Origin of the sequence: Stakelama flava (assembly GCF_019351405.1) — a bacterium.
In the GTDB taxonomy this organism is placed as follows: domain Bacteria; phylum Pseudomonadota; class Alphaproteobacteria; order Sphingomonadales; family Sphingomonadaceae; genus Sphingomonas; species Sphingomonas flava_A.
This window is the reverse complement of record NZ_JAHWZX010000007.1, coordinates 43215-65465: the sequence shown is the minus strand read 5'-3', so window position 1 is coordinate 65465 and position 22251 is coordinate 43215. Positions and strand designations below refer to the sequence as shown.

Sequence of the window (22251 nt, the reverse complement as noted above, 5' to 3'; positions counted from 1 at the left end):
AGTAACCGCGCCGCCACGCAGATCATTTTCGCGGCGGCAGCCAGGACAGGTCCAGATTTTCATATCGGTTGACGTAGTTGGCGGTCCGCGCAAGCGTTATCTCGTCGGTCAGCGTCAGCTTCCCCGAATCGCGCCTGATCAGCCCTTCCTCTTCCAGCTGGCGAAGCATCCGGTTGACATGGACCGAGGTAAGCCCGGTCGCGTCGCCGATCTCCTCCTGCGTCAGGCCCAGTGAAAAGGTTGCCGCGATCGACTTGTCCGTCGCGCGCAGCCGGTCGCGCATTTCAAGCAGCAGCGCGCCCACACGCGCCTTTGCCGAGGTGCGACCGAGCATCGCCAGCCGGTCGGTAAGCGCGACACGTTCGATCTGGCTGACGATCAGGATCATCGATCCCAGTCGTGGCTGCGCCGTCATCAGGTCGCTCAGCGCCGAACGGTCGAACGGGCACACTACGCAATCGGACAGGGCGCACAGCGTTTCGGGCGCTTCGCGATAGATGATGCCGGGCATGCCCAGCATGTCGCCGGGAAACAGGAAGCGCAGGATTTGCCGGCTGCCGTCGTCGAGCAGCACATAGCTCATCATCAGCCCCTTGTTGAGGATGAACAGTTCGTTCGCCGGTTCGTTTTCCCGCTGGAGTATCGCGCCGCGGCGAACGTGCCGGGTGCGCTCCTCCAGTCTGGCCAGCGCGGCGCATTCATCGTCGCTGAGCGGCGCCAGCTCCCCCAATATTTCCGCGAAACAACTGGCCGACACGCTTGAACATTCCCCCTTGGCTGCTTCGGCGAAAGAGCAGCCGCGCGCGAAACGCGCATTAAAGTCGATCAAGCTGCGCGTTTTAACGCTGCCGCCGCTATTGCCTCGCCACGCACAGGCGATAGAAGCCCGGCCATGGATCGTATTCTCATCCGCGGTGGAAACCGCCTTTCGGGCCGTATCGCGATTTCGGGCGCGAAGAACGCGGCGCTGACGCTGATGCCCTGCGCGCTGCTGACCGACGAACCGCTGACGCTGCGCAACCTGCCGCGGCTTGCCGATGTCGACAGTTTCGGACATCTGCTCAACCAGCTTGGCGCGTCGACCCAGATCGAAGGCGCGCGGCCGGAGGATTTCGGCCGGGTGATGACGATCCGTGCCGGTCGGCTGACCAGCACCGAAGCGCCGTATGACATTGTGCGCAAGATGCGCGCGTCGATCCTGGTGCTCGGCCCGCTGCTGGGCCGTGCTGGCGAAGCGACGGTGTCGCTTCCCGGTGGATGCGCGATCGGCAACCGCCCGATCGACCTTCATCTGAAAGCGCTTGAAGCGATGGGCGCGGAGATTGAAGTCACCGCTGGCTATGTGAAGGCAAGCGCGCCGGGCGGGCGGCTGGCCGGCGGCCGGGTGGTGTTTCCCGTGGTGTCGGTGGGCGCGACCGAAAACGCGCTGATGGCGGCGGCGACCGCGAAGGGCACGACGGTGATCGAGAATGCGGCGCGCGAGCCGGAGATTGTCGACCTGTGCAACCTGCTGGTCGCGATGGGCGCGTCTATTTCGGGGATCGGCACCGAAACGCTGGAAATCGAAGGGCGCGACCGGCTGCACGGCGCGACCTATCGCGTGATGCCCGACCGGATCGAGGCAGGCAGCTATGCCTGCGCCGCGGCGATCACAGGCGGCGCGCTGGAGCTGGTGGGCGCGGCGCCGGGCGATATGCGCGCGACCATCGCCGCACTGGTAGAAGCGGGTATCACCGTCGAGGAGCGCAAGGATTCGCTATTCGTGGAAGCGTCGAACGGGATGGGGCCGCTTACCCTGTCGACCGCGCCGTTTCCCGGCTTCGCCACCGATATGCAGGCGCAGTTCATGGCGATGCTGTGCAAGGCCGATGGCGCAAGCGTGCTGACCGAAACGATTTTCGAAAACCGCTATATGCACGTTCCCGAACTGGCGCGCATGGGCGCCGATATTCAGGTGCGCGGGCGCGCGGCCGTGGTGCGCGGCCCGGCGACGCTGGTCGGCGCACCGGTGATGGCGACCGACCTGCGCGCGTCGATGAGTCTGGTGCTGGCGGGGCTCGCCGCCGAGGGCGAGACGCAGGTGAGCCGCGTCTATCACCTCGATCGCGGCTATGAGCGGCTGGAGGAAAAGCTGCAGGCGGTCGGTGCCGATATCGAGCGCACCAGCGACGGGTAGGCGTTGCTTCGCTTCGTTTGAAACGAACCGTTTTCCAGTTCAGCCCAGCAGGTCGAGACCCGCTTCGATCGCTGCGTAGATTTCGTCGAGCTGTGCTTCGGTCGTGCAATAGGGCGGCATGACATAGACGGTGTTGCCGAGCGGGCGGAGCAGGACGCCGCGCGAGCGGAACAGCGCGCTGAGCTGGGGGCCGAGGTCCGAAAGATACGCCCCCGCCGCATTGCCGATTTCCAGCGCGGTGATCGTTCCCGCCTGACGCGCGCCATGCACGCCGGGCAGCGCCGCGAGCCGGGCGAGCCGCTCGCCCTGACGCGTGCAGAGATCGGCGATCCGCTCACGCACCGGCTCGTCGCGCCAGATGGCGAGGTTCGCGGCGGCGGCGGCGCAGGCGATGGGATTGGCGGTATAGCTCGACGAATGAAAGAACATCTTCGCCTTGTCGCTCGACCAGTGCGCGTCGAACAGGGCGGGCGTCGCCAGCGTCACGGCAAGCGGCACCGCGCCGCCGGTGATTCCTTTCGACAGGCACATGATGTCGGGCACGACATCCGCCTGTTCGCACGCCGACAGCGTGCCGGTGCGGCCCCATCCGGTCATCACTTCATCGGCGATGAACAATACATCGTGGCGCGCGCATATCGCCCGCATCGCGGCAAGGGTGGCGGCATCGTACATCAACATTCCGCCCGCGCCGAGCACCAGCGGTTCGACGATCAGCGCGGCGAGCGGATCGGGGCCGCTGCATTGGGCCTCCAGCGCATCGAGCGTTTCCTGCTGCGCGCCCGCTGCGGGGAAGGGCAGGGTGGCGACGTCGAACAATAGCGGCTGATAGGCGCGGTTGAACACGCCGCGCGCGCCCACCGACATGCCGCCCACCGTGTCGCCGTGATAGCTGTGTTCCATCACCGCGATGCGGCTGCGCGCTTCGCCCCGGTTCGCCCAGAAGCCGAGCGCCATTTTCAACCCCACCTCGACCGCAGTCGACCCGCTGTCGGAAAAAAAGGCATGGGCGAGCGGTGCGGGGAACAGGTCGAGCAACCCCGCGGCGACTTCCTCCGCCGGGTCGTGGGTGAAGCCTGCGAAGATCACCTGATCGAGTTTTCCCGCCTGTTCGGCGATCGCGGCGGTGATGCGCGGATGGCAATGGCCGTGCGTCGTCACCCACCAGGACGAGATCGCGTCGAGATAGCGTTTGCCGTCGCCGTCCCACAACTCGGCCCCAGATGCGCTCACGATTCGCGGGATGGGTTCCTCCAGCCCATGCTGGGTGAAGGGGTGCCAGACGGGGGAAGGGGTCATCGAAAGTCCGCTTTATCGAAATGATCGGTGAAAGCGCGCGCCAGCGCGTCGAGGGTGAGCGGATCGAGCATCGGCAGGCGGCCGAGCCGCTTTACCCGACCGATTTCGGCGATCGTCGTTTCGCTGTCGGGCTCGCTGTCGCCGACGAACGCGATGCCGAGGATTGGCACGCCGCGCGTGCGCAGCGCCTCTATGCTGAGCAGGCTATGGTTGATCGTGCCGAGGCCGGTGCGCGCGACCAGCACGACCGGCGCGTTCCAGCGCGCGAACAGATCGGCGAACAGCAGATTGCGGCGCACCGGGACCAGTACGCCGCCCGCACCCTCGACCACCAGCGCGCCGTCCATTTGTGGAAGCGCAAGCGCGGCGTCATCGATCACCACCCCGTCAATCTCCGCCGCGCGGTGCGGTGAGCAGGGGGTGATCAGGCGATAGGCGCTTGGCAGCGGCGTAATGCCGGTGAGCCGCTCGACCGTGTCGGCATCCTCGCCATCGGCGAGGCCGGACTGAACCGGCTTCCAATAGGCGGCACGAAGCGCGCCGGTCAGCGCGGCGGCAAAGACGGTCTTGCCGATATCGGTGTCGGTGCCGGTTACGATGATCGGGTTCATGCCAGTGCCTTTTCGATCGTGTCGGCGAGCGCATCGATATCGCTCTCGCCGATATTGCAGGTGATCGAGATGCGCAGCCGCGCGGTGCCAGGCGGAACGGTGGGCGGGCGGATGCCGCGAACGTCGAAACCCGCGGCCTGCACGCGCTCCGCCACCGCCATCGTTCGCGCATCTTCGCCGATGACGAGCGGCAGGATCTGCGAACCGGAGATTGCCACCCCCAGCGGTGCGAGCGAAGCGCCGGCGTGCCGGGCAAGCGCGAACAACCGGGCGCGTCGCTCCGCATCGGCGGCGACGGTCGCGATCGCGCCGCGCGCCACCGCCGCCATCAACGGCGAAGGGGCGGTGGTGAAGATCACGCCGCGCGCGCGGTTGATCAGCATATCCTTCAGCACGGCGGGAAGCAGCAGCAGCGCCCCTTCGCAGCCATAGGCCTTGCCCAGCGTCACCAGCCGGACAAGGTTCGGGGAAGGGGCGAAGGCGGCGGCAAGGCCCCGCCCGGCATCGCCGAACACCCCGGCGGCATGTGCTTCGTCTACCAGCAGCATTGCATCATGGCGTGCCGCTATTTCCGCCAGATCGGCCAGCGGCGCGCGGTCGCCATCCATCGAATACAGGCTCTCGACCGCGATCCACGGCGTCCCGATGCCGCCGCCCGCGCGCCAGGCAGCGATGGCGTCGGCAACCGCATCCGCATCGTTGTGGGGCAACAGGCTATACCCGCATCGCGCGAGGCGAAGCCCTTCATGCATGCTGGCATGGATCAGTTCGTCGGCAAAAACATGGTCGCCCGTTTGGGGCAGCGTGGAAAGCGCGGCGGCATTGGCGGCGAACCCGCTGGAAACGAACAGCGCCGCTTCGGCAGCGAAGAACGCGGCGGCCTCCCTCTCCAGCGCTTCATGTTCTGGGTCGTTGCCTCGCAACAGCCGCGATCCGCCCGATCCGGTCGCTACCCTCCGGTCAAGCGCGGCGCGCGCCGCATCGGCAAGGCGCGGGTCGCCCGCCAGCCCGAGATAATCGTTCGAAGCGAAATCAATTCCCGCGCGTGGCGCGAGCGCGCGGCGCCGCGCCTGCGCTTCAAGCGCGGCAAGATGGTCGTGATAGCGGGAAAGCAAGGCCATGCGCCCCGGCGGTTAGGCGCTTCGCGGCGGTCGGGCAATGCCCGAGGGGTAATTCCGGACCGGGATGAGGAAATGGTGCTGCTGGCGAGGATTGAACTCGCGGCCTCTCCCTTACCAAGGGAGTGCTCTACCACTGAGCTACAGCAGCGTTCGCGGAAACCGGGTTTCCGGCGGAGGCGGCCTATGTGCAGGTGCGCACCCGATTGTCAAGCCGGGGCTGTCCGGTTTATCCCAAAGTGATGGCAGACAAGGACGAAAAGCAGGCGCGGCTCAGCGAAGCGTTGCGTGCGAACCTGCGCCGGCGAAAGGCGCAGGCCCGCGAACTGAAAAGCGATCAGGGGGCGAAGACGCCGCCCAGCGACAAAAGCCAGTCGCCGGACGAATAGGCGACGAACAGCGCCGCCCCGAAACACCCCGTCGCCATTATGAAGCCGAACGCGCGATCGGCGCGCATTTTTGTTTCAGCCATGCCAGGTCCTCTCCTGCAAGGAGCGGGCCGATGATTTCCAGTACCCGCGCATGATAGCTATTTAGCCAATCCAGCTCGTCTTCGGTCAAAAGTGCGGGATCAATCAGGTCGCGCTCGATCGGCGCCCAGGTAAGCGTGTCGAAACCGAGCACTTTGGTGCCGTCGTCCAGCGTGCGTTCGACGATCAGCAACAGGTTCTCGATCCGGATGCCGTATTCGCCCGCCTTGTAATAACCCGGTTCGTTAGAACAGATCATGCCCGCGCGAAGCGGTTCGGACTGGCCGGACCCGGCATAGTTGGGCGAAGCGATCCGCTGCGGCCCTTCATGCACGGCCAGGAACGCGCCGACGCCGTGGCCAGTGCCGTGCGCGTAATCAAGGCCCACTTCCCATAGCGGGCGGCGCGCGAACGAATCGAGCTGGCCGCCGGTAACGCCTTCGGGCCATTGGGCGACGTCGATCGCGATATGCCCTTTTAGCACGCGGGTGAAGCGGTCGCGCATTTCGGCGGTGGGTTCGCCGATCGGCAGGACGCGGGTGATGTCGGTGGTGCCGTCTTCATATTGCCCGCCCGAGTCGACCAGATACAGTTCGCCGCGCTTCAGTTCGGCGTTCGATTTTTCATCAACCCGGTAATGCGGGCTTGCGCCGTGCGCGCCCGCGCCGGAAATGGTATCGAACGAACTATCCTTCAAAAGGCCGGTTTCCTCGCGAAACGCCTTCAGCTTTTCGACACAGTCGAGTTCGGTCACCCCGCCGCCGGGCGCGGTTTCGCTGACCCAGCGCAGGAACCGGACGATCGCGGCGCCGTCGCGTGTCTGCGCGGCGCGGTGTCCGGCGACCTCCGCCGGGTTTTTCAGCGCCTTGGCGAGCACGACCGGATCGCGCACCGAAAGGATTTTCGCGCCGCCCGCATCAAGCCCGTCGAAAATTGCGGCGACCGCGCGTTCGGGATCGGCCGCGACGCGCTTGCCCGAAAAGCCTTTCAGCGCCTCACCGAAATCGGCGCGGTTGTGCACGCGCACGGCGTTGCCGAGATGCTGGGCGACCGCATCGGTCATCTTTTCGGCCGCGACATAGAAATCGGCGGTGCCGTCGGCATGGACGAGCGCATAGCTGAGCGCGACCGGCGTGTGATCGACGTCTGCGCCGCGAATGTTGAAAGCCCAGGCGATCGAATCGAGCGCGGAGAGCACCACCGCATCCGCCTTTCGCGTCGCCAGCCAGTCGGCGATCTCCTGCCGCTTGTCGGCGCTCGACCGCCCGGCGGCGTCGTCCGAATGGACGGTCAGTTTCGCCAGCGAAGGGGTGGGGTGATCGGCCCAGATCGCGTCGATCGGATTGGCGGTCACCGCGACCAGTTCGGCGCCGCGTTCGGCCAGCGCTTTCGTCGCCTCCTTCACCCAGTCGCGGGTGTGGAGCCAGGGGTCATAGCCGATCCGGCCGCCTTCGGGCGCATGTTCGGACAGCCAGCCCGCGATGCTTTCCTGCGGCACCGGCACATATTGCCAGTCGTCGGCCGAAACCTGTTCGCGTACCTGCAGCGTATAGCGGCCGTCGGTGAAGATCGCCGCCGCTTCGGGAAGGACGACGGCGTTGCCCGCCGAACCCTGAAACCCGGTCAGCCAGGCCAGCCGCTGCGCATATTCGCCGACATATTCGCTCATATGTTCATCGGTCAGCGGAACGACGAATCCGTCGAGCCGGTCGTTTTTAAGCTGGTCGCGCAGGGCTTTCAGGCGGTCGGAATAGGTGGACATCGGCTCCCTCTTTGAAAAAACGAAACAGGCTGCGCCGCAATCGCCGCTCGCACCGTGCCGGGCGGAAAAGCAGCGGTTTCGGCAGTATCGGCCCATATCTGTGACACAGACGCTGCGTGACTTACAGATGGGAAGAAACCGCGCGATTTCCAGCACGCATCCGAAGGCTGGCGGGGCCGAGCGGAAGGTGGGATGCGGCGCACGCGATCATGCGCGGGCTTTTCGTTCGTCGCGCGGCGCTCTACATCGCGCCACCATGAACGATATCCCCACTCCGCCCGCCGCCGCGCAGCGCCCACACAGCTATACCCGCCACGGCGCGACGATCGACGATCCCTGGGCCTGGCTTCGCGCGCCGGGCTATCCCGCGCCGGTCGAGGATGCCGATGTGCTCGGCTATCTGAAGGCGGAGAACGATTATTATGAAACGGTGATGGAACCTCGCCAGCCGCTCGCCGAAACGCTGTTCAAAGAAATGCGCGGGCGGATCAAGGAAGACGACGCCACCGTCCCGCAAAAGGACGGCGACTGGCTTTACTGGACCGATTTCGAAGAGGGCGGCGAATATCGCCGCTGGTGGCGCAAGCCGGTTTCGGGCGGCGCGGACCAGTTGTTGCTCGACGAACCCAAACTGGCGGAGGGCAAGGAATATTTCGTACTCGGCGCCTTTTCGGTCAGCCCCGACGGGCGGCTGCTCGCCTATGCCGTTGATGATAGCGGGGCGGAGCGGTTCGAAATCCGGGTAAAGGACCTGGCGAGTGGCGACCTGCTTCCCGATACGATCCCCGGCGTGCTGTCGGACGTGATCTGGACCGCGGATTCGAAGGGATTTCTCTACGGCCTCGCCAACGAACACTGGCGCACCGACAATGCCCGCTGGCATCGGCTGGGCGACGATCCCGCCGACGACATCGAACTGTATCACGAAGATGACGATGGCTGGCGCGTGTCGGTGGGCGAGACGCAGTCGCGCAACTGGCTGGTGATCGCCGCCGGGGACCATGTCACCAGCGAAGTCTATCTGCTGCCTGCCGATAATCCGGGCGCGAAGCCGCTGCTGGTCGCGCCGCGCAAGCCGGGACGCGAATATGATGTCGAGGAACATGACGGCACCTTGTTCATCCACACAAATGATGTGCACACCAACTGGCGGCTGGTGACGGTAAGCATCGATGCGCCCGGTCAATGGGAAGAGCGCATCGCCGCGAGCGACGATTTCTACATGACCGGGGTGACCTGCTTCGCCGATTTCTTTGTGGTCGAAGGGCGTGATCGCGGCCTCGATCAGGTCGAGATTCACCGGTATGATCGGGCGATCGCTCCGCATCGCATCGTCTTTCCCGAAGACAGCTATGTCGCGGGCGCGGGCGACAATCCCGAATATGCCATCGACACGCTTCGGCTCGGCTATCAGTCGATGGTCACGCCGGGCACCGTATATGACTATACAATTGCGACCGGCGAGCTGGAGACGCTGAAAGTCCAGGAGATTCCCAGCGGGTATGACGCGTCGAAATATGCGACCGAGCGACTGGAGGTCGAAGCACGCGACGGGACGATGGTGCCGGTATCGATCGTGTACCCGGCCGATTTCCCGCGCGATGGATCGGGCAAGCTCTATCTGTACGGCTATGGTGCCTATGGCCATGCGGTCGCGCCGGGCTTTTCGACCGGGCGGATGTCGTTCCTCGATCGCGGTGTCGCCTTCGCCATCGCCCATATTCGCGGCGGCGACGATCTGGGCCAGCAATGGTATCACGACGGCAAGCTGGAAAAGCGCGCGAACAGCTTTAACGATTTCGTCGATATCGCAAAGGGACTGATCGAACGCGGTTTCACCGCGCCGGGGAAAATCGCGATTTGCGGGCGGTCGGCGGGCGGCGAGCTGATGGGTGCCGTCGCCAACTCAAATCCCGAACTATGGGGCGTGGTCGTCGCCGACGTGCCGTTCGTCGATGTGCTCAACACCATGCTTGACGCCACGCTGCCGCTGACGCCGGGCGAATGGCCCGAATGGGGCAATCCGATCGAGGACAAGGCCGCGTTCGACCTGATTCGCGGGTACAGCCCTTATGACAATGTCGAGGCGAAGAACTATCCGCCGATGTTCATTTCGGGCGGCCTGAACGATCCGCGCGTGACCTATTGGGAACCGGCGAAATGGGCGGCAAAGCTGCGCGCGACGAAGACCGACGACAATGTGCTGGTGCTCAAGACCAATATGGGTGCGGGCCATGGCGGCAAGTCGGGACGGTGGGAATCGTTGCGCGAAATGGCGGAGGAAAACGCCTTCGTGCTCTGGCAGCTTGGCGTGGCCGAGTAGGACATATTCCGCCCGCCAATGCATGGCGGGCGGAAGAAGGCCGGCGCTTCGGCTGGTTGCCCGCGGCCTGCGATCAGCTCTTTTTGATCGCAGCGATCAGGCCGGAGTCGCGCTCGTAAACGTCCTTCTGAAACGCGACATTGCCCTTGTCATCGGGCCAGGCTGTGAAATAGCCGAGATAGACGGGCACCGCGCCGTTCAGGCCGACATTCTGATGCTTTCCGGTAGCGATCAGCTTTTGGAATTTGGTCTTGTCGATGCCCTGACCGTCAAACAGCCATGCGGCGAAATCGAGCGGACGGCCGAGCCGCACACAGCCATGGCTGTCGTCGCGCGCGCTTCGTGAAAACAACGAATCGGCTGGCGTATCGTGCAGATAGATCGCATTCGGATTTGGGAACATGAACTTGATCTGCCCCAGCGCATTTTGCTTGCCCGGACGCTGACGCACCAGGAATTTGGGTGTGAGCGCCGCCGCTTTGGTCCAGGACACGCTGCCGGGGGAAATCGGTTTGGTGTCCGGGTTGAAGTCGCGAACGACCTCCATGTCCTTGCTTCGCAGATAGCCGACGCCGTGCGACTGTACCTCCGGCACGATCTCCTTCGCGGTGATGTCGGGCGGTAGGTTCCAATAGGGGTTCACCTCCGCATATTCGATCCGGTCGACCATCAGCGGGGTTTGCTTGCCCGCTTCGCCGACAACGGCCTTGATCAACTGCGGCTCCTTGCCGCGCTGATACATATGCACCTCATATTGCGGGATATTGACCAGCACGAACTTCGCGCCCAGCGCGCCGTGCGGAAGCCAGCGGGCACGCTCCATATTCGCACGGACCAGATCGATCTGCGCATCGCGCGACTGGTTGAGCATCGCCAGCGTACCCGGCCCGAGGACCCCATCGGCTGACAGGCCATGCGCGCGCTGAAAATTCTTCAGCGCCTGCACCGTTTGCGGATCAAGCGTGTTGCCTGGCCCGCTATTGTTCGCCTGCGCCTGTTGCGGGTCCGGCGTGTTCGCGCCCGAATTGTCGGCGACGGTCACGCCCAGCCGTTTGCGCAGCACCGGGATGCGCGAATCGCTTTCACCCGGATGGACGAGGTCGCCCGACGGGATGGTCGTATAGGCATCGTCGGGCGCCGCGCGTATCTGTGCCAGTGCAAGGCGCAACCGCCGATATAGCGGGTTCACGCCGCGTATCTGATGCATCCATTCGACGAAATCGGGCGCGGCCGCGGCCGAGGCGAGGATCGTCGCCGGGGAAGGGACGTGCCAGTCGATATTGTCGTCGGTATAGTCCATCCGGTTTTTGACGACGCCCCAGCGCACGTCGCGAACATAATCGATCAGCGCGCGGGAGAGGTCGGTCTCCAGCTTTCGCTCCCAGTCAAGGTCGCTGACATGATCGATGCGGTGCGCAAGGTCGGCGGCATTGTACCATTGGGGGTCAAGGCCGTCCTGATCGGCGTGCTGAAGCAGTTGGACCAGCCGACGGGCGTTCTTACCGGGCGCGCCGTCGACGATCCAGAACGGTTTGTCTCCGCGCGTCTGAATAAACCGGGCAACCGCCTGATCCACCGCGCTGTCGCTATAGCTGCTGCGGGTCGCGGGGGGTGTGTCATCGGCCGCGGCGGCCTGAACCGGCGGCAGCGCGGCAAGCACGGTGGCGAAAAGGGCGAGGCGGGGGGCAACGCGGAAAATGACGCACTCCGTTGATGGCTGGAGGGAAGGGCCGAAAAACACATCGTGAATGGCGGAGGATGCCGCCGCCCAAGCTAGAATAGAAGCGGTGGCGTTCCTCCACCAGACCATATTGCTATGGTCCTGCAACAATAACGGCGGGCGGTTCGGCCGGTTCCTCCGGCGCCATGCCGGGCGCTTCGAAAGCCGCGACGGCGCTCGGCAGACGGCATTCGTGCCAGACCGGAGCGGTATCGAATTTTAGTGGAAAATTGGTCGGGACGACTGGATTCGAACCAGCGACCCCCACACCCCCAGTGTGATGCGCTACCAGGCTGCGCTACGTCCCGACCGTGGACGGGGCATCTATGCCGGTTGGTTTCAGGATGCAAGGCTTGCGCGCGCATCCGGCGGCGATAGTTGCACCGGCCAGCGCGTCGTGATAGCGCGCGCCGCTTGAAAGCGGGCGTATCGACGTCCGTACGCAACCGAAAAATTCAGGACACTATGTTCGCAACCCCAGCCTATGCCTCGACCGCCGGTGCCGCAGGTGGCGGTGCCGCCGGCGCCTTCATATCCTTCGCGCCGCTGATCCTGATCTTCATCGCCTTCTGGTTCCTGATGATCCGGCCCCAGCAAAAGCGGATGAAGGAGCATCAGAACGCGATCGCGGCCGTTAAAAGGGGCGATCAGGTCGTCACCGGCGGCGGACTGGTCGGCAAGGTGACGAAGGTCGACGACAAGTTCGTCGAGGTCGAACTGGCGCAGGGCATGAAGGTCCGCGCAGTGAAATCCACGCTGACCGAGGTGATGGCCCCGGGCGGCGCCAAGCCCGCGAACGACTGATGCTCGATTTCCCCCGGTGGAAGGTCTGGGCGACGATCCTGACCATCGTGATCGTGTCGCTGCTGGCGATACCGAGTCTGGTGCCCAAGGATGCGCGCCAAAGCTGGCCTGCATGGGTGCCGTCGCCTTCGATCAACCTGGGCCTCGACCTGGCGGGGGGCAGCTACATCCTGCTCGAAGGCGATGTCGACCAGTTGAAGGCCGACAAGGTTGAGGGGATGCGCGACACGGTCGCCAACGAAATGCGCCGCGATTCCAGAATCGGTATTTCGGACATTTCGACGCGTGGCGGCCGGGTGAGCTTCATGGTCCGCGACGTGTCCAAGGTGGACGAAGCGCGCGAACGGCTGCTGGGCGCCACGGGAAGCGGCGCCGGCCTGACCGGCAAGCGCGAATGGGATGTCGAGGTTGTCGATTCGACCCGCTTCGTCATCACGCCCACCGATGCCGGGGTGAACCAGTGGGTCGATCAGGCGATGAACGACGCGCGCGAGGTGGTCGACAAACGAATCAACGCGCTCGGCACGCTGGAACCGACCATCGTTCGTCAGGGCGATACGCGCATCGTCGTGCAGGTTCCGGGGCTTCAGGATCCCAAGGCGCTGAAGGCGCTGCTGGGCAAGACCGCGAAGCTCGAATTCAAGATGGTGGACGAAACCGCCGATCCGGCGGAGGTGGCCAAGGGCCATGCCCCGATCGGCGATGTCGTGCTGCCCTATCCGACCGGGGGCGGCCCGATCGCGCTGAAGCGTTCGACGCTGATTTCGGGCGACATGCTGACCGATGCGCGGCAGGAATTCAGCCAGCAGGGCGGCCAGCCGATCGTGACGATGAAGTTCGACACGACCGGCGGCAAGCGCTTCGCCCGCGCAACGCAGGAAAATGTGGGCAAGCGGTTCGCGATCATCGTCGACGACGTAGTGATCTCCGCCCCCGTCATCCGCTCGCAGATCCTTGGCGGCAGCGCCATGATCGAGGGCGGGTTCAGCATCGATTCGGCGAACGAACTCGCCATCGCGTTGCGTTCGGGCAAGCTGCCCATCGCGCTGAAGCCGATCGATGAATCGACGATCAGCCCCGAACTGGGCGCCGATTCGATTTCGAAGGGGGCGCTGGCCGCCACCATCGCGACGCTGCTCGTCATCGCGTTCATGCTGGTGACCTATTTCCGCTTCGGCATCTATGCGACGATCGCGCTGGTTGCGAACATCCTGATGATCATCGGTATCATGGGGCTGTTCAACGCGACGCTCACCCTGCCGGGCATTGCCGGGTTCGTTTTGACGATCGGCGCGGCGGTGGACGCCAATGTGCTGATCAACGAACGCATCCGCGAAGAACAGCGGCGCGGGCGAACGATCATCCAGTCGGTGCAGGTCGGATATAAAGAGGCCACCCGCGCCATTTTCGACGCCAACATCACCAATGTGATCGCGGCGATCATCATGTTCATCTTCGGGTCGGGGCCGATCCGCGGCTTCGCGGTGGTGTTGACCATCGGTATCGTCACCAGCGTGTTCACCGCCGTGACCTTCACCCGGCTGATGGTTGCGCAATGGCTGAAAAAGCGCCCCCGCGAACTCGTGATTTGAGGGACTGAAACCCATGCGTCCGCTGAAACTCGTTCCCGAAAACACGAATGTCGATTTCCTCGCATGGCGGCATATCGCCGCCGGGATATCGGCCATCCTCATCATCGCGTCGATCGTGCTGGTCGGCGTACGCGGCCTGAACTTCGGCATCGATTTTGCCGGGGGGCAGATGGTCCGCGTGACCTTTGCCCAGACGGTCCCGATCAACAAGCTGCGCGAACAGGTCGATGGACTTGGCTATGGCGAGGCGACGATTCAGGAATTCGCCGGCACCAACCAGGTATCGATCCGCCAGCCGGTGCCCAAGGGCGGCGACGCCGCGGCCAGCAAGGCGGCGGCAAGGCTGCGCAGTCTGATCGAAACCAACTATCCCGGTGCGACCGTCGGATCGGTCGAGGCGGTTTCGGGCAAGGTGTCGAACGAACTGTTCCAGAAAGGGGCGCTGGCGCTGGGTCTCGCGATGCTCGCCATCTCGATCTATATCTGGGTGCGCTTCGAATGGCAGTTCGGTATCGGCGCGTTGGTCAGCCTGGCGCACGACGTCATCATCACGCTCGGCTTTTTCGCGCTCACCCAGCTTGAGTTCAACCTGAACATCATCGCTGCGATCCTGACGATCATCGGTTATTCGCTGAACGATACGATCGTCGTATATGACCGCGTGCGTGAAAACCTGCGCAAATATCGCAAGATGGATATCGTGCCGCTGCTCAACCTGTCGGCGAACGAGACGCTGTCGCGCACCATCGTCACCTCGCTTACGCTGGTGATCGCGCTGACGACGCTGGTTGTGCTTGGGCCGGAAGTCATTTTCGGCTTTTCCGCGGCCATGCTGCTCGGCATTGTGATCGGCACTTATTCCTCGATCTATATCGCCAACCCGATCCTGATATGGGCAAAGGTCGGCACGCACAGCTTCGTGCCGCGCGATGCCGCGCCCACCGGCGCCGAGCGGGTGGGCCGGGAGCGCCCGTGATGCGGATGGACCGCGACAAGCGGTCCGAGGGGCCACTCATCACCGGCATCGTCGGGCGCGGATTTCGCGTCGATGAAGGCGTGTATGAAGGGCTGATCATCACCCCCGACCGCGCTGATGGCTGGTCGCCGCCGCCACTCGCCGATCTTGGCGAAGCCGACCTTGCGCCGATCCTGTCGCTCGACCCGGCACCCGAATTTCTGCTGCTGGGGACGGGCGATATGCTGCAACGCCCGTCGCCCGCGCTGATCGCCGCGCTGGACGAACGCGGCATCGGCATCGAACCGATGGACAGCCGCGCGGCGGCACGCGCATGGGGCGTGCTTCGCGCCGAACTGCGATGGATTGCGGGCGCTCTCTATCCGCTTGGGTAAAGCGCTCGGGATCGATCCGGAACTCTGTCGCGCGCGTGACGATTGGGTCTGAATGGACCAGGCTAATGAAAACCATCCGATTGTTTTGATCACCGGGGCGGCGGGCAATATCGGTCGATCGGTCGCCGCGGCGCTGGCGGATCGCTATCGCATCGTCGGACTGGATGTGGAGGCGGCGGACGCCGACTATCCGATCCTTGAAATGGACATAACCGACGATCGCTCGGTCGCCGCGACCCTGGCGTCTTTCCGGGAACGCTATGGCGACAAAATCGCCGCCGTGCTTCACCTCGCGGCGTTTTTCGATTTCACAGGCGAAGAAAAACCGGCCTATCAGGCGGTCAATGTCGATGGCAGCCGCCGACTGGTCGCGGCGCTGCGCGACTTCGATGTCGGCGCGTTCGTCTATTCGGGCACGATGCTGGTCCACAAGGCGGGCGAAGCCGGTCAAACGATCGATGAGGACCGCGAAATTGCTCCGGGCTGGGCCTATCCGCGGTCAAAGGCGCGCGCCGAAGCCGCCATCGGGGAGGTGCGCGGCGATATGCCGGTGATCTTCCTGCATCTTGCCGGCTTGTATGACGAGAGGAGCAGCGTTCCCACCTTCGCGCATCAGATGGCGCGCATCTATGAACGCGATCTGCAAAGCCATTTCTATTCGGGCGACCTGTGCGCCGGTCAGGCTATGATCCACCGCGACGACATGGTCGATGCCATGGTGCGCGCGGTCGATCGGCGAAACCGCTTTTCGGCCGAAACCACGATCCTGATCGGCGAGCCCGAAACGCTGGGCTATGGTGAGGTGCAGGACCGGCTCGGCCGGTTGATCCATGGCGAGGCGGCATGGGCGACGCTTCGCATCCCCGCACCGTTAGCAGCCGCCGGAGCCTGGGCGCAGAACAGGGCCGAACCCGTGGTTCCCGAGCCGATCGACCGCGGCGAACCGTTCATCAAACCGTTCATGACCCGTCTGGCGAGCGATCATTATCAGCTCGATATTTCGCGCGCACACACACTGCTGAAGTGGGAGCCGCAACACCGGCTTGCCGACGTGCTTCCGGCGATGGTCGCGGCAATGAAGGATGATCCGGCGGCATGGTATGCGGCAAATGGCATTACGCCGCCCGCTTCCCTAGCGCATTCGAATCGGGTGGAGGCGGATGCCGGGCCTGGGCGCTGACGGGTCGAAAACCGCTCTAGCGAACCAGCCGGGCAAGATGGTCGTATAGTGCAGCGGTGTTGACTTCCCAGCTGAAGCGCCGCGCGGTCGCCTTCACCGTTTCGGCGGGCGGTGGATGAGCAAGCAGATCGGCGATTTCCTCGGCAAAGGCCTCCGGCGTCGGCTCGGCAATCCGTCCGGCAGCCGGAGCGGTCACCATTTCGCGCGCGCCGCCCGCGTCCGTGATGACGATGGGGGTGCCGCTCGCCAGCGCTTCCACCCATGCATTGGCCAGCCCTTCCGAGGCGGAGGCAAGTGCCATGACATTTGCGGCGGCGAGGTGGCGCGGAAGATGCGCATGGGCGATCGCACCGAGCAGCGTCACCCGATCGCCGATTCCCAGCCGGTCGATCTGCGCCTGAAGCCGTGCGCGTTCCGGTCCTTCGCCGATAATGTGCAGGCGAACGCCGGGCAGCGCCGCAATCGCTCCAATGACGATGTCGTGGCGTTTGCGTGCAATCAGCGCACCGAGCGACACGATCAGCGGGGAGTCGTCGATGTCGAGTGCTGCGCGTGCCTCCTTGCGACTTTCGACGCCGAAAGCGGAGCGGTCGATACCGGTATGGTGAACCGCAACTGGCATGTGCGGCGTGGCCAGGGCGGCGATATCCCCGGCCATCGCTTGCGACACCGCGAGCAGGCCATCGGCGTCGCGTACCGCCTGTGCGACCTGTCCGGCGGTGCGCCGCGCATGGCCCCAGTAATGGATGTCGGCACCGCGCGCCTTGATCGATACCGGCACGCCGTAACGGCGCCCTAATGCGAGTGCCGCGGGGCCGTCTGGAAAGAAAAATTCAGTATCGATGATGTCGAAGCGAAAGTCGCGCCGCAGCTGGTCCAGCAGCGGCACCAGCGCGCGGGTCAGCATTGCCGCGTGCCAACGTCCACCCGTTCCCGGAATATTGATGAACCGGGGGCGATACACGTCCAGCCCGTTCCAGCATTCGCGACGCGGCTGCGCGGTCAGTGCACGATACCGGCGAGTCATCGAAAGCGGAAAGGGCGGCAGACCGATCGGCGCAACCACTTTCAGCGCCACATCGGGGTGGGCTGCCAGCCCGCCGGTCTGGCGTTCAACGAAAATCCCGAAATTGGGCCGCGACGCATCGGGGAAAAGCGTCGACAGCGTCAGTACGCGCAGCATGGCCGATATGTTACATGGCGATGCGTTAATGCGATACTGACGCTGTCGGATCTGGAGAGCCGGGTATCAGCCCTTCAAATCATGGTTGAGCGTGATTTCGGCGTCGAGCAGCTTCGAAACCGGGCAATTCGCCTTCGCGCCATTGGCGATTTCAGCGAATTTGTCGGCCGCGATGTCATCAACCTGCGCAGTGAGCGTCAGGTCGGAGCGAGTGATCTTGAACCCGTCGCCATCCTTTTCGAGGCTGACCTTCGCGCTGGTTTCCAGCGTACCAGCCTCATAGCCTTCCTTGGCGAGCGCGAAGCTCAACGCCATGGTAAAACAGCTCGCATGAGCGGCCGCAATCAGCTCTTCGGGGTTGGTGCCCGGTTCGTCGCCGAACCGGGTGCCGAACCCATAAGGCTGATCCTTGAACGCGCCCGATTCGAGCGAGATATGGCCCCGCCCTTCCTTGCCGAGGCCTTCATAGCGTGCGGATGCGGATTTTACGGTCATTATACCTCGCTCACTTGCACTGTACGTCGCCCTTGTCGATCTGCTGCCCGGCAATTGCGCCACCGGCAGCGCCGATGATCGTGCCGAGCGTCTTCGATCCGCCCGGGGCGATGATGTTGCCGAGAACGCCGCCGGCCAGACCACCGACAACCGCACCGGTCGTGCCGTCATCGCGCTTGCAGTAATAGCGTCCGTCCGAACCGCGATAAACGGTGTCGTTCCGGTTCATGGTCCGGGCCTGATAATTGCCCTGCGTGTAGTTGCGCGAGGCATCATAATAGCCGCCATTATTGGCATAGGTGCCGGAATTTCCTCCGAACATTCCGCCAAGGCCGCCCTGGCCGCAAGCGCCCAGCGGCAGCATCGCGGCGGTGCCCAATACCATCATCATCTTGCGCATCTTCTTCTCCCTTAAACTGCGGACGGACGCGACATGAAGGGTTCGCGTCATCGTTAACGTCCCTGATCGGCAGCGCGGTCCGCCGCCGGCGAGCAAAATCTTCATGCGGTCAGCGCTCGCCCCGATCGGCCGAAATGGTCGATCGCTGTCCTACCGCCCTGTCAAACGTGTCGCGTGCGCCGAGGTTTCATGAACGAAATGAAATGGGTGGCGCGATGCGGTGGACCGGGGGGATTCGCGCGACGAGCGCCCAAGGGGTAGGAGCAGCGTCGACGAAAATGAAAAAAGGAATGTCCCCGCCATGTCCGATATCGGTGCCGAACAGCTTATCGCGACGCTTGACCTCTCCCCGCATCCGGAGGGTGGCTGGTTCCGCGAAACATGGCGCGCCGAAGCGAAATCGGGCGATCGTGCGGGCGGCACGGCAATCCTGTTTCTGCTTGATGCCGATCAGGCTTCGCACTGGCACCGCGTCGATGCGGATGAAATCTGGCTGTGGCATTCGGGCGCGCCGCTAAGCCTCGACATGGCGCGCGATGATGCCGGGCCGGTGGAAACGCTGTCGCTCGGCATCGATATCGCGAACGGGCAATCGCCCCAGCAGCGCGTGCCCGCCGGCTGGTGGCAGGCGGCGCACCCGAATGGCGGCTGGACGCTGGTAAGCTGCATCGTCGTGCCGGGATTCGAATTTTCCGGGTTTGAACTGGCGGCACCCGGCTGGGCGCCGGGGCTGGCCTAACCGTCAGTAATCGGGCGCGGAAAGCCGGTAGCGGGCGATTGCTTCGTACCGCGCCCCCTCCTGCCCCAGCGTGCTTTCGAACAGCAGGAAATTGTCGAATCGAACCGGCGGCGTGGTCAGCGCGGCTTGATGATCAAGAAACCGCTCGGTCGACCCGGACCGCGCGTTGAGCCGCGCAAGCGTGATATGCGGGAAATAGGCGCGGCGTTCGGGGGCAAGACCCAGCCCGACCAGCGCCTGATCGATCTTGCGGTGAAGCCGTGACACAGCATCGCGCGGCGTGACCCGCGCCCACACCGCATGCGCACGACCGCGGCTTTGGAATTCGCCGACGCCCGCCAGCGCGAGATCGAAGGCGGGGAAGGCAATGTTGCCCAATGCGATGGCGATGTCTTCGGCCAGCGGGCGTTCGACCTGCCCAATGAAGCGAAGGGTGACGTGAAGCTGTTCGGCCGATTGCCAGCGGGCATGGTCGATCCCGCCCATCGCGGCCAGAATCGCATCGCGCATTGCGGGGGGCGGACGAAGTGCGACGAACAGGCGGTGCATGGCGCCTCCTTTCAGCAACATTTTGTAACACCCGGCGGCCGCCCGGTTTTGCTTGAAATACCGCGCCTGACGACCGATATTCCCATTAACCGGCAATAATACCGGGTAAAGGAGTTAAAGATGGCAAACTGGTCTGATCCCCGGACGACCGCCGCGCGTTATGCGACGGGCGCACATGCGCGCTCCGACGCGTATGATGCGGGGCTGCGGTCCTACATGCTTTCTGTCTACAATTATATGGCGTCGGGCGTTCTGCTTACCGGCATCGTCGCGATGCTGTTCGCGCTGTCGGGCGCGGTTGCTTCGCTTGTCGACATGCAGACGGGCCGGATGACCGCGCTCGGCTGGATCGTGTCGCTCGCGCCGCTCGGCATCGTATTCGCGATGAGCTTTGGTCAGGCAAAGATGAAGACGTCGACGCTTCAGGCGCTGTTCTGGGGCTTTGCGCTTCTGATGGGCATGTCGCTGTCGACCATTTTCCTTGTCTATACCGGCACGGTGATCGCGCAGGCTTTCTTCGCGACAGCCGCCGGTTTCGCTGGTCTCAGCCTGTACGGCTATACTACGAAGAAGGATCTGTCTGGGCTCGGAACGTTCCTGATCATGGGCGTGGTCGGCCTGTTCGTCGCCATGCTGCTCAACGCCTTCATCTTCCAGTCGGGCACGATGGACCTGATCGTATCGATCCTGGGCGTGCTGATCTTCGCGGGGCTTACCGCCTATGACACGCAGAAGATCAAGAGCATGTACGATTATGTCGCGGGCACGGACATGATGGGCAAAGTCGTGATCATGGGGGCGCTGAACCTCTATCTCGACTTCATCAACATGTTCCTGTTCCTGCTGCGCATCATGGGCAATCAGCGCGGCTGATCCGCGCGGGCCGCAATATTGAACGGCAAAAGCCCGGCGGGGAGACTCGCCGGGCTTTTTGTTTGCGCTTCGAACGGGGAACGTCCGGCCGTTCCGGCTCGTTGATCGATGCAACTCATTCGGGAGACAGACAATGGCCGACAAGACCGGAACCGGAGTGGACGAACGCGCGATGAAGGGAATGTCCGTCGCGCCGCCCGACCCCGACAGCGATGCGGAAACGGCGAAGCGACACAAGGAAAGTACCATCGAAGAGCGGTTGGCGCGCAATCCCGAAAGCAAGCAGGCGCGGCTGGACGAAGGTGTCGCGGAATCAATGGACGCCTCCGATCCGCCAGCGACGACCCAGCCGGTGCATGCGAGCGATCCGGCCCCGTCGTCCGGCTATGACGAGGCGGAAGAGCGCAAACGGCGCGAGGAAAAAGGCAAGTGAAGAAAGCCGGACCTATCGCGGCCTGATCCGTGAGCAAACAGGCAGCGGCCGCACCGCAGGGTTGGCGCGAGCATATCGTTCTATATGCCGCGCTTGCCGCCAATATCGGAATCGCCGTCGCGAAATTCATCGCGGCGGCGCTTTCTGGTTCGTCCTCGATGCTGACCGAAGGATTTCATTCGGTCGTCGACAGCGGCAATCAGATTCTGCTCCTCTATGGCGAGCATCGCGCGAAAAAGCCGCCCGACGATGCCCATCCATTCGGCTATGGCCGCGAACTGTATTTCTGGAGCTTCGTGGTCGCCATCCTGATTTTCGCGATTGGGGCGGGCCTGTCGGTCTATGAAGGCTATCTGCATATCCAGGACCCGGCTGAGATCGAGGATGCGACGCTAAGCTATATCGTGCTTGCCATGGCCTTCGTGTTGGAGGGCACGTCCTGGGTCATCGCGGTGCGTGAATTTGCGAGCGCGAAGGGCGATACCGGCTGGTGGCAGGCGGTTCGCCAGTCAAAAGACCCCAGCGGTTTCGTCGTCCTGTTCGAAGACAGTGCGGCATGTGCCGGCCTTGTAGTTGCGGGCATCGGCGTGTGGGCTAGCGGGCATTTCAACGACCCGCGCATCGATGGTGCCGCGTCGATCGTCATCGGCCTGATACTTGGTGCGGTGGCGTTGCTGCTCGCGCGTGAAGCCAAGGGACTGCTTATCGGGGAGGGTGCGGACAAGAGCGTTGTAGAAACCATCGAAACCGTGGTCGGCGCGCATAGCGCGATCGTCGGCGTCAATCATGTACGCACGATCCACACCTCGCCCGAAGGTATATTCGTCGCGGTCAGCGCGGATTTCGACGATCTGGTTCAGATGGGTGATGCCGAAACGATCATCGAGGAGATTGAGGATTCGTTGCGCGAGGCGGTGCCGCAACTGACATCGATCTATATCCGCCCCGAAAAGCGTGAAAATGCCGCCACGAAGCCGGGACAGTCGTCGATCCGGTCGCCGCGAAAGACCCTTGGCTGACGCGCGTCATACCGAGGCGCAGTGAGTCTGATTCGCTTGGCTATGTCCTCATCGCGAGGAGTGTAGCTATGCGGCGATCGAGCAACCATGGGGTATGCCGCATGGATATCGATTGCCGCGCCCCTTCGGAGCTCGCCATGACGATATTGCTGCGG

At 63.8% G+C, this 22251-nt stretch carries 23 protein-coding genes and 2 tRNA genes; 13 read left to right on the top strand and 12 right to left on the bottom strand.

Annotated features, from left to right (window positions below; all coding sequences use genetic code 11):
* Positions 1 to 22 precede the first annotated feature (22 nt).
* Positions 23 to 757: a Crp/Fnr family transcriptional regulator gene (locus KY084_RS09080; RefSeq protein WP_219238240.1), complete on the bottom strand. Its 735-nt coding sequence runs from the start codon at positions 755 to 757 to the stop codon at positions 23 to 25.
* A 135-nt stretch (positions 758 to 892) separates the two neighbouring features.
* On the opposite strand from KY084_RS09080, the gene murA reads away from it, so the two are divergent.
* Positions 893 to 2176, top strand: coding sequence for a UDP-N-acetylglucosamine 1-carboxyvinyltransferase (gene murA / locus KY084_RS09075; protein WP_219238143.1), 1284 nt, complete (start codon positions 893 to 895; stop codon positions 2174 to 2176).
* A gap of 39 nt (positions 2177 to 2215) precedes the next feature.
* Here murA and KY084_RS09070 read toward each other — a convergent pair whose 3' ends face one another.
* From KY084_RS09070 to KY084_RS09055, 4 genes are all read right to left on the bottom strand, one after another.
* Positions 2216 to 3475 carry an adenosylmethionine--8-amino-7-oxononanoate transaminase gene (locus KY084_RS09070; RefSeq protein ID WP_219238142.1) on the bottom strand — a complete coding sequence of 420 codons (1260 nt, stop codon included), beginning with the start codon at positions 3473 to 3475 and terminating at the stop codon, positions 2216 to 2218.
* The gene (bioD, locus tag KY084_RS09065) at positions 3472 to 4086 is read right to left on the bottom strand and encodes a dethiobiotin synthase (protein WP_219238141.1); all 615 of its coding nucleotides are present in this window, start codon (positions 4084 to 4086) and stop codon (positions 3472 to 3474) included. The genes KY084_RS09070 and bioD overlap by 4 nt, the downstream gene beginning before the upstream one ends.
* The gene (locus KY084_RS09060) at positions 4083 to 5207 is read right to left on the bottom strand and encodes an 8-amino-7-oxononanoate synthase (RefSeq protein WP_219238140.1); all 1125 of its coding nucleotides are present in this window, start codon (positions 5205 to 5207) and stop codon (positions 4083 to 4085) included. Before KY084_RS09060 ends, bioD begins: the two co-directional genes overlap by 4 nt.
* 73 nt (positions 5208 to 5280) lie before the next feature.
* A tRNA-Thr gene (locus tag KY084_RS09055) sits at positions 5281 to 5355 on the bottom strand.
* A 91-nt stretch (positions 5356 to 5446) separates the two neighbouring features.
* On the opposite strand from KY084_RS09055, the gene KY084_RS09050 reads away from it, so the two are divergent.
* Positions 5447 to 5593, top strand: a complete 147-nt coding sequence (locus KY084_RS09050; RefSeq protein WP_219238139.1) for a hypothetical protein — start codon at positions 5447 to 5449, stop codon at positions 5591 to 5593.
* A gap of 37 nt (positions 5594 to 5630) precedes the next feature.
* Here KY084_RS09050 and KY084_RS09045 read toward each other — a convergent pair whose 3' ends face one another.
* The gene (locus tag KY084_RS09045) at positions 5631 to 7436 is read right to left on the bottom strand and encodes an aminopeptidase P family protein (protein ID WP_219238138.1); all 1806 of its coding nucleotides are present in this window, start codon (positions 7434 to 7436) and stop codon (positions 5631 to 5633) included.
* A gap of 256 nt (positions 7437 to 7692) precedes the next feature.
* On the opposite strand from KY084_RS09045, the gene KY084_RS09040 reads away from it, so the two are divergent.
* Positions 7693 to 9759 carry a S9 family peptidase gene (locus KY084_RS09040; RefSeq protein ID WP_219238137.1) on the top strand — a complete coding sequence of 689 codons (2067 nt, stop codon included), beginning with the start codon at positions 7693 to 7695 and terminating at the stop codon, positions 9757 to 9759.
* Positions 9760 to 9832: 73 nt separating this feature from the next.
* Here the strand turns inward: KY084_RS09040 and KY084_RS09035 are convergent, their stop codons facing one another.
* Positions 9833 to 11419, bottom strand: coding sequence for a L,D-transpeptidase family protein (locus KY084_RS09035; RefSeq protein WP_219238136.1), 1587 nt, complete (start codon positions 11417 to 11419; stop codon positions 9833 to 9835).
* Positions 11420 to 11507: 88 nt separating this feature from the next.
* On the opposite strand from KY084_RS09035, the gene KY084_RS09030 reads away from it, so the two are divergent.
* Complete coding sequence (locus KY084_RS09030) at positions 11508 to 11702, top strand: hypothetical protein (protein ID WP_219238135.1); 195 nt, start codon at positions 11508 to 11510, stop codon at positions 11700 to 11702.
* Positions 11703 to 11710: 8 nt separating this feature from the next.
* Here the strand turns inward: KY084_RS09030 and KY084_RS09025 are convergent.
* Positions 11711 to 11787: transfer RNA gene (locus KY084_RS09025), tRNA-Pro, on the bottom strand.
* A 157-nt stretch (positions 11788 to 11944) separates the two neighbouring features.
* Between KY084_RS09025 and yajC the strand changes: the two genes are divergently transcribed.
* From yajC to KY084_RS09000, 5 genes are read left to right on the top strand one after another with little or no spacing between them, the layout of a single operon-like run.
* Positions 11945 to 12283 carry a preprotein translocase subunit YajC gene (gene yajC / locus KY084_RS09020; RefSeq protein WP_219238134.1) on the top strand — a complete coding sequence of 113 codons (339 nt, stop codon included), beginning with the start codon at positions 11945 to 11947 and terminating at the stop codon, positions 12281 to 12283.
* Positions 12283 to 13875: a protein translocase subunit SecD gene (secD, locus tag KY084_RS09015; protein WP_219238133.1), complete on the top strand. Its 1593-nt coding sequence runs from the start codon at positions 12283 to 12285 to the stop codon at positions 13873 to 13875. The genes yajC and secD overlap by 1 nt, the downstream gene beginning before the upstream one ends.
* Before the next feature lie 13 nt (positions 13876 to 13888).
* The gene (gene secF, locus KY084_RS09010; protein WP_219238132.1) at positions 13889 to 14851 is read left to right on the top strand and encodes a protein translocase subunit SecF; all 963 of its coding nucleotides are present in this window, start codon (positions 13889 to 13891) and stop codon (positions 14849 to 14851) included.
* Entirely contained in the window at positions 14851 to 15225 is a 375-nt protein-coding gene (locus KY084_RS09005) for an Mth938-like domain-containing protein (RefSeq protein WP_219238131.1), read from the top strand. The genes secF and KY084_RS09005 overlap by 1 nt, the downstream gene beginning before the upstream one ends.
* A gap of 52 nt (positions 15226 to 15277) precedes the next feature.
* Entirely contained in the window at positions 15278 to 16405 is a 1128-nt protein-coding gene (locus KY084_RS09000) for an NAD-dependent epimerase/dehydratase family protein (protein WP_219238130.1), read from the top strand.
* Positions 16406 to 16421: 16 nt separating this feature from the next.
* Here the strand turns inward: KY084_RS09000 and KY084_RS08995 are convergent, their stop codons facing one another.
* The 3 genes from KY084_RS08995 to KY084_RS08985 all read right to left on the bottom strand — a co-directional run bounded on the left by KY084_RS08995 (position 16422) and on the right by KY084_RS08985 (position 18534).
* Positions 16422 to 17588 carry a glycosyltransferase gene (locus KY084_RS08995; protein ID WP_219238129.1) on the bottom strand — a complete coding sequence of 389 codons (1167 nt, stop codon included), beginning with the start codon at positions 17586 to 17588 and terminating at the stop codon, positions 16422 to 16424.
* Between the two features lie 66 nt (positions 17589 to 17654).
* Complete coding sequence (locus tag KY084_RS08990; RefSeq protein ID WP_219238128.1) at positions 17655 to 18083, bottom strand: OsmC family protein; 429 nt, start codon at positions 18081 to 18083, stop codon at positions 17655 to 17657.
* A 10-nt stretch (positions 18084 to 18093) separates the two neighbouring features.
* Positions 18094 to 18534 (bottom strand): glycine zipper 2TM domain-containing protein, encoded by a 441-nt coding sequence (locus KY084_RS08985; protein WP_425516728.1) that lies wholly within the window; start codon positions 18532 to 18534, stop codon positions 18094 to 18096.
* A 250-nt stretch (positions 18535 to 18784) separates the two neighbouring features.
* On the opposite strand from KY084_RS08985, the gene KY084_RS08980 reads away from it, so the two are divergent.
* Positions 18785 to 19222 (top strand): cupin domain-containing protein, encoded by a 438-nt coding sequence (locus tag KY084_RS08980; protein ID WP_219238127.1) that lies wholly within the window; start codon positions 18785 to 18787, stop codon positions 19220 to 19222.
* Between the two features lie 3 nt (positions 19223 to 19225).
* Here the strand turns inward: KY084_RS08980 and thpR are convergent, their stop codons facing one another.
* Positions 19226 to 19771 (bottom strand): RNA 2',3'-cyclic phosphodiesterase, encoded by a 546-nt coding sequence (thpR, locus tag KY084_RS08975; RefSeq protein WP_219238126.1) that lies wholly within the window; start codon positions 19769 to 19771, stop codon positions 19226 to 19228.
* 120 nt (positions 19772 to 19891) lie between these two features.
* Between thpR and KY084_RS08970 the strand changes: the two genes are divergently transcribed.
* The 3 genes from KY084_RS08970 to KY084_RS08960 all read left to right on the top strand — a co-directional run bounded on the left by KY084_RS08970 (position 19892) and on the right by KY084_RS08960 (position 22096).
* The gene (locus KY084_RS08970; RefSeq protein ID WP_219238125.1) at positions 19892 to 20644 is read left to right on the top strand and encodes a Bax inhibitor-1/YccA family protein; all 753 of its coding nucleotides are present in this window, start codon (positions 19892 to 19894) and stop codon (positions 20642 to 20644) included.
* Between the two features lie 133 nt (positions 20645 to 20777).
* The gene (locus KY084_RS08965; protein WP_219238124.1) at positions 20778 to 21077 is read left to right on the top strand and encodes a hypothetical protein; all 300 of its coding nucleotides are present in this window, start codon (positions 20778 to 20780) and stop codon (positions 21075 to 21077) included.
* Positions 21078 to 21106: 29 nt separating this feature from the next.
* Positions 21107 to 22096 (top strand): cation diffusion facilitator family transporter, encoded by a 990-nt coding sequence (locus KY084_RS08960; protein ID WP_219238123.1) that lies wholly within the window; start codon positions 21107 to 21109, stop codon positions 22094 to 22096.
* The last annotated feature ends 155 nt before the right edge of the window (positions 22097 to 22251 follow it).

Coding starts and splice junctions, on each gene's coding strand:
- KY084_RS08990 (WP_219238128.1), bottom strand. CDS start 18,083: ATGACCGTAAAATCCGCATCCGCACGCTATGAAGGCCTCGGCAAGGAA.
- KY084_RS09060 (WP_219238140.1), bottom strand. CDS start 5,207: ATGGCCTTGCTTTCCCGCTATCACGACCATCTTGCCGCGCTTGAAGCG.
- KY084_RS08970 (WP_219238125.1), top strand. CDS start 19,892: ATGGCAAACTGGTCTGATCCCCGGACGACCGCCGCGCGTTATGCGACG.
- murA (WP_219238143.1), top strand. CDS start 893: ATGGATCGTATTCTCATCCGCGGTGGAAACCGCCTTTCGGGCCGTATC.
- yajC (WP_219238134.1), top strand. CDS start 11,945: ATGTTCGCAACCCCAGCCTATGCCTCGACCGCCGGTGCCGCAGGTGGC.
- KY084_RS08965 (WP_219238124.1), top strand. CDS start 20,778: ATGGCCGACAAGACCGGAACCGGAGTGGACGAACGCGCGATGAAGGGA.
- KY084_RS09040 (WP_219238137.1), top strand. CDS start 7,693: ATGAACGATATCCCCACTCCGCCCGCCGCCGCGCAGCGCCCACACAGC.
- KY084_RS09050 (WP_219238139.1), top strand. CDS start 5,447: ATGGCAGACAAGGACGAAAAGCAGGCGCGGCTCAGCGAAGCGTTGCGT.
- thpR (WP_219238126.1), bottom strand. CDS start 19,771: ATGCACCGCCTGTTCGTCGCACTTCGTCCGCCCCCCGCAATGCGCGAT.
- KY084_RS09070 (WP_219238142.1), bottom strand. CDS start 3,475: ATGACCCCTTCCCCCGTCTGGCACCCCTTCACCCAGCATGGGCTGGAG.
- KY084_RS08985 (WP_425516728.1), bottom strand. CDS start 18,534: ATGACGCGAACCCTTCATGTCGCGTCCGTCCGCAGTTTAAGGGAGAAG.
- KY084_RS09045 (WP_219238138.1), bottom strand. CDS start 7,436: ATGTCCACCTATTCCGACCGCCTGAAAGCCCTGCGCGACCAGCTTAAA.
- KY084_RS09030 (WP_219238135.1), top strand. CDS start 11,508: ATGGCGGAGGATGCCGCCGCCCAAGCTAGAATAGAAGCGGTGGCGTTC.
- KY084_RS09000 (WP_219238130.1), top strand. CDS start 15,278: ATGGACCAGGCTAATGAAAACCATCCGATTGTTTTGATCACCGGGGCG.
- secF (WP_219238132.1), top strand. CDS start 13,889: ATGCGTCCGCTGAAACTCGTTCCCGAAAACACGAATGTCGATTTCCTC.
- bioD (WP_219238141.1), bottom strand. CDS start 4,086: ATGAACCCGATCATCGTAACCGGCACCGACACCGATATCGGCAAGACC.
- KY084_RS09005 (WP_219238131.1), top strand. CDS start 14,851: ATGCGGATGGACCGCGACAAGCGGTCCGAGGGGCCACTCATCACCGGC.
- secD (WP_219238133.1), top strand. CDS start 12,283: ATGCTCGATTTCCCCCGGTGGAAGGTCTGGGCGACGATCCTGACCATC.
- KY084_RS08995 (WP_219238129.1), bottom strand. CDS start 17,588: ATGCTGCGCGTACTGACGCTGTCGACGCTTTTCCCCGATGCGTCGCGG.
- KY084_RS08980 (WP_219238127.1), top strand. CDS start 18,785: ATGTCCGATATCGGTGCCGAACAGCTTATCGCGACGCTTGACCTCTCC.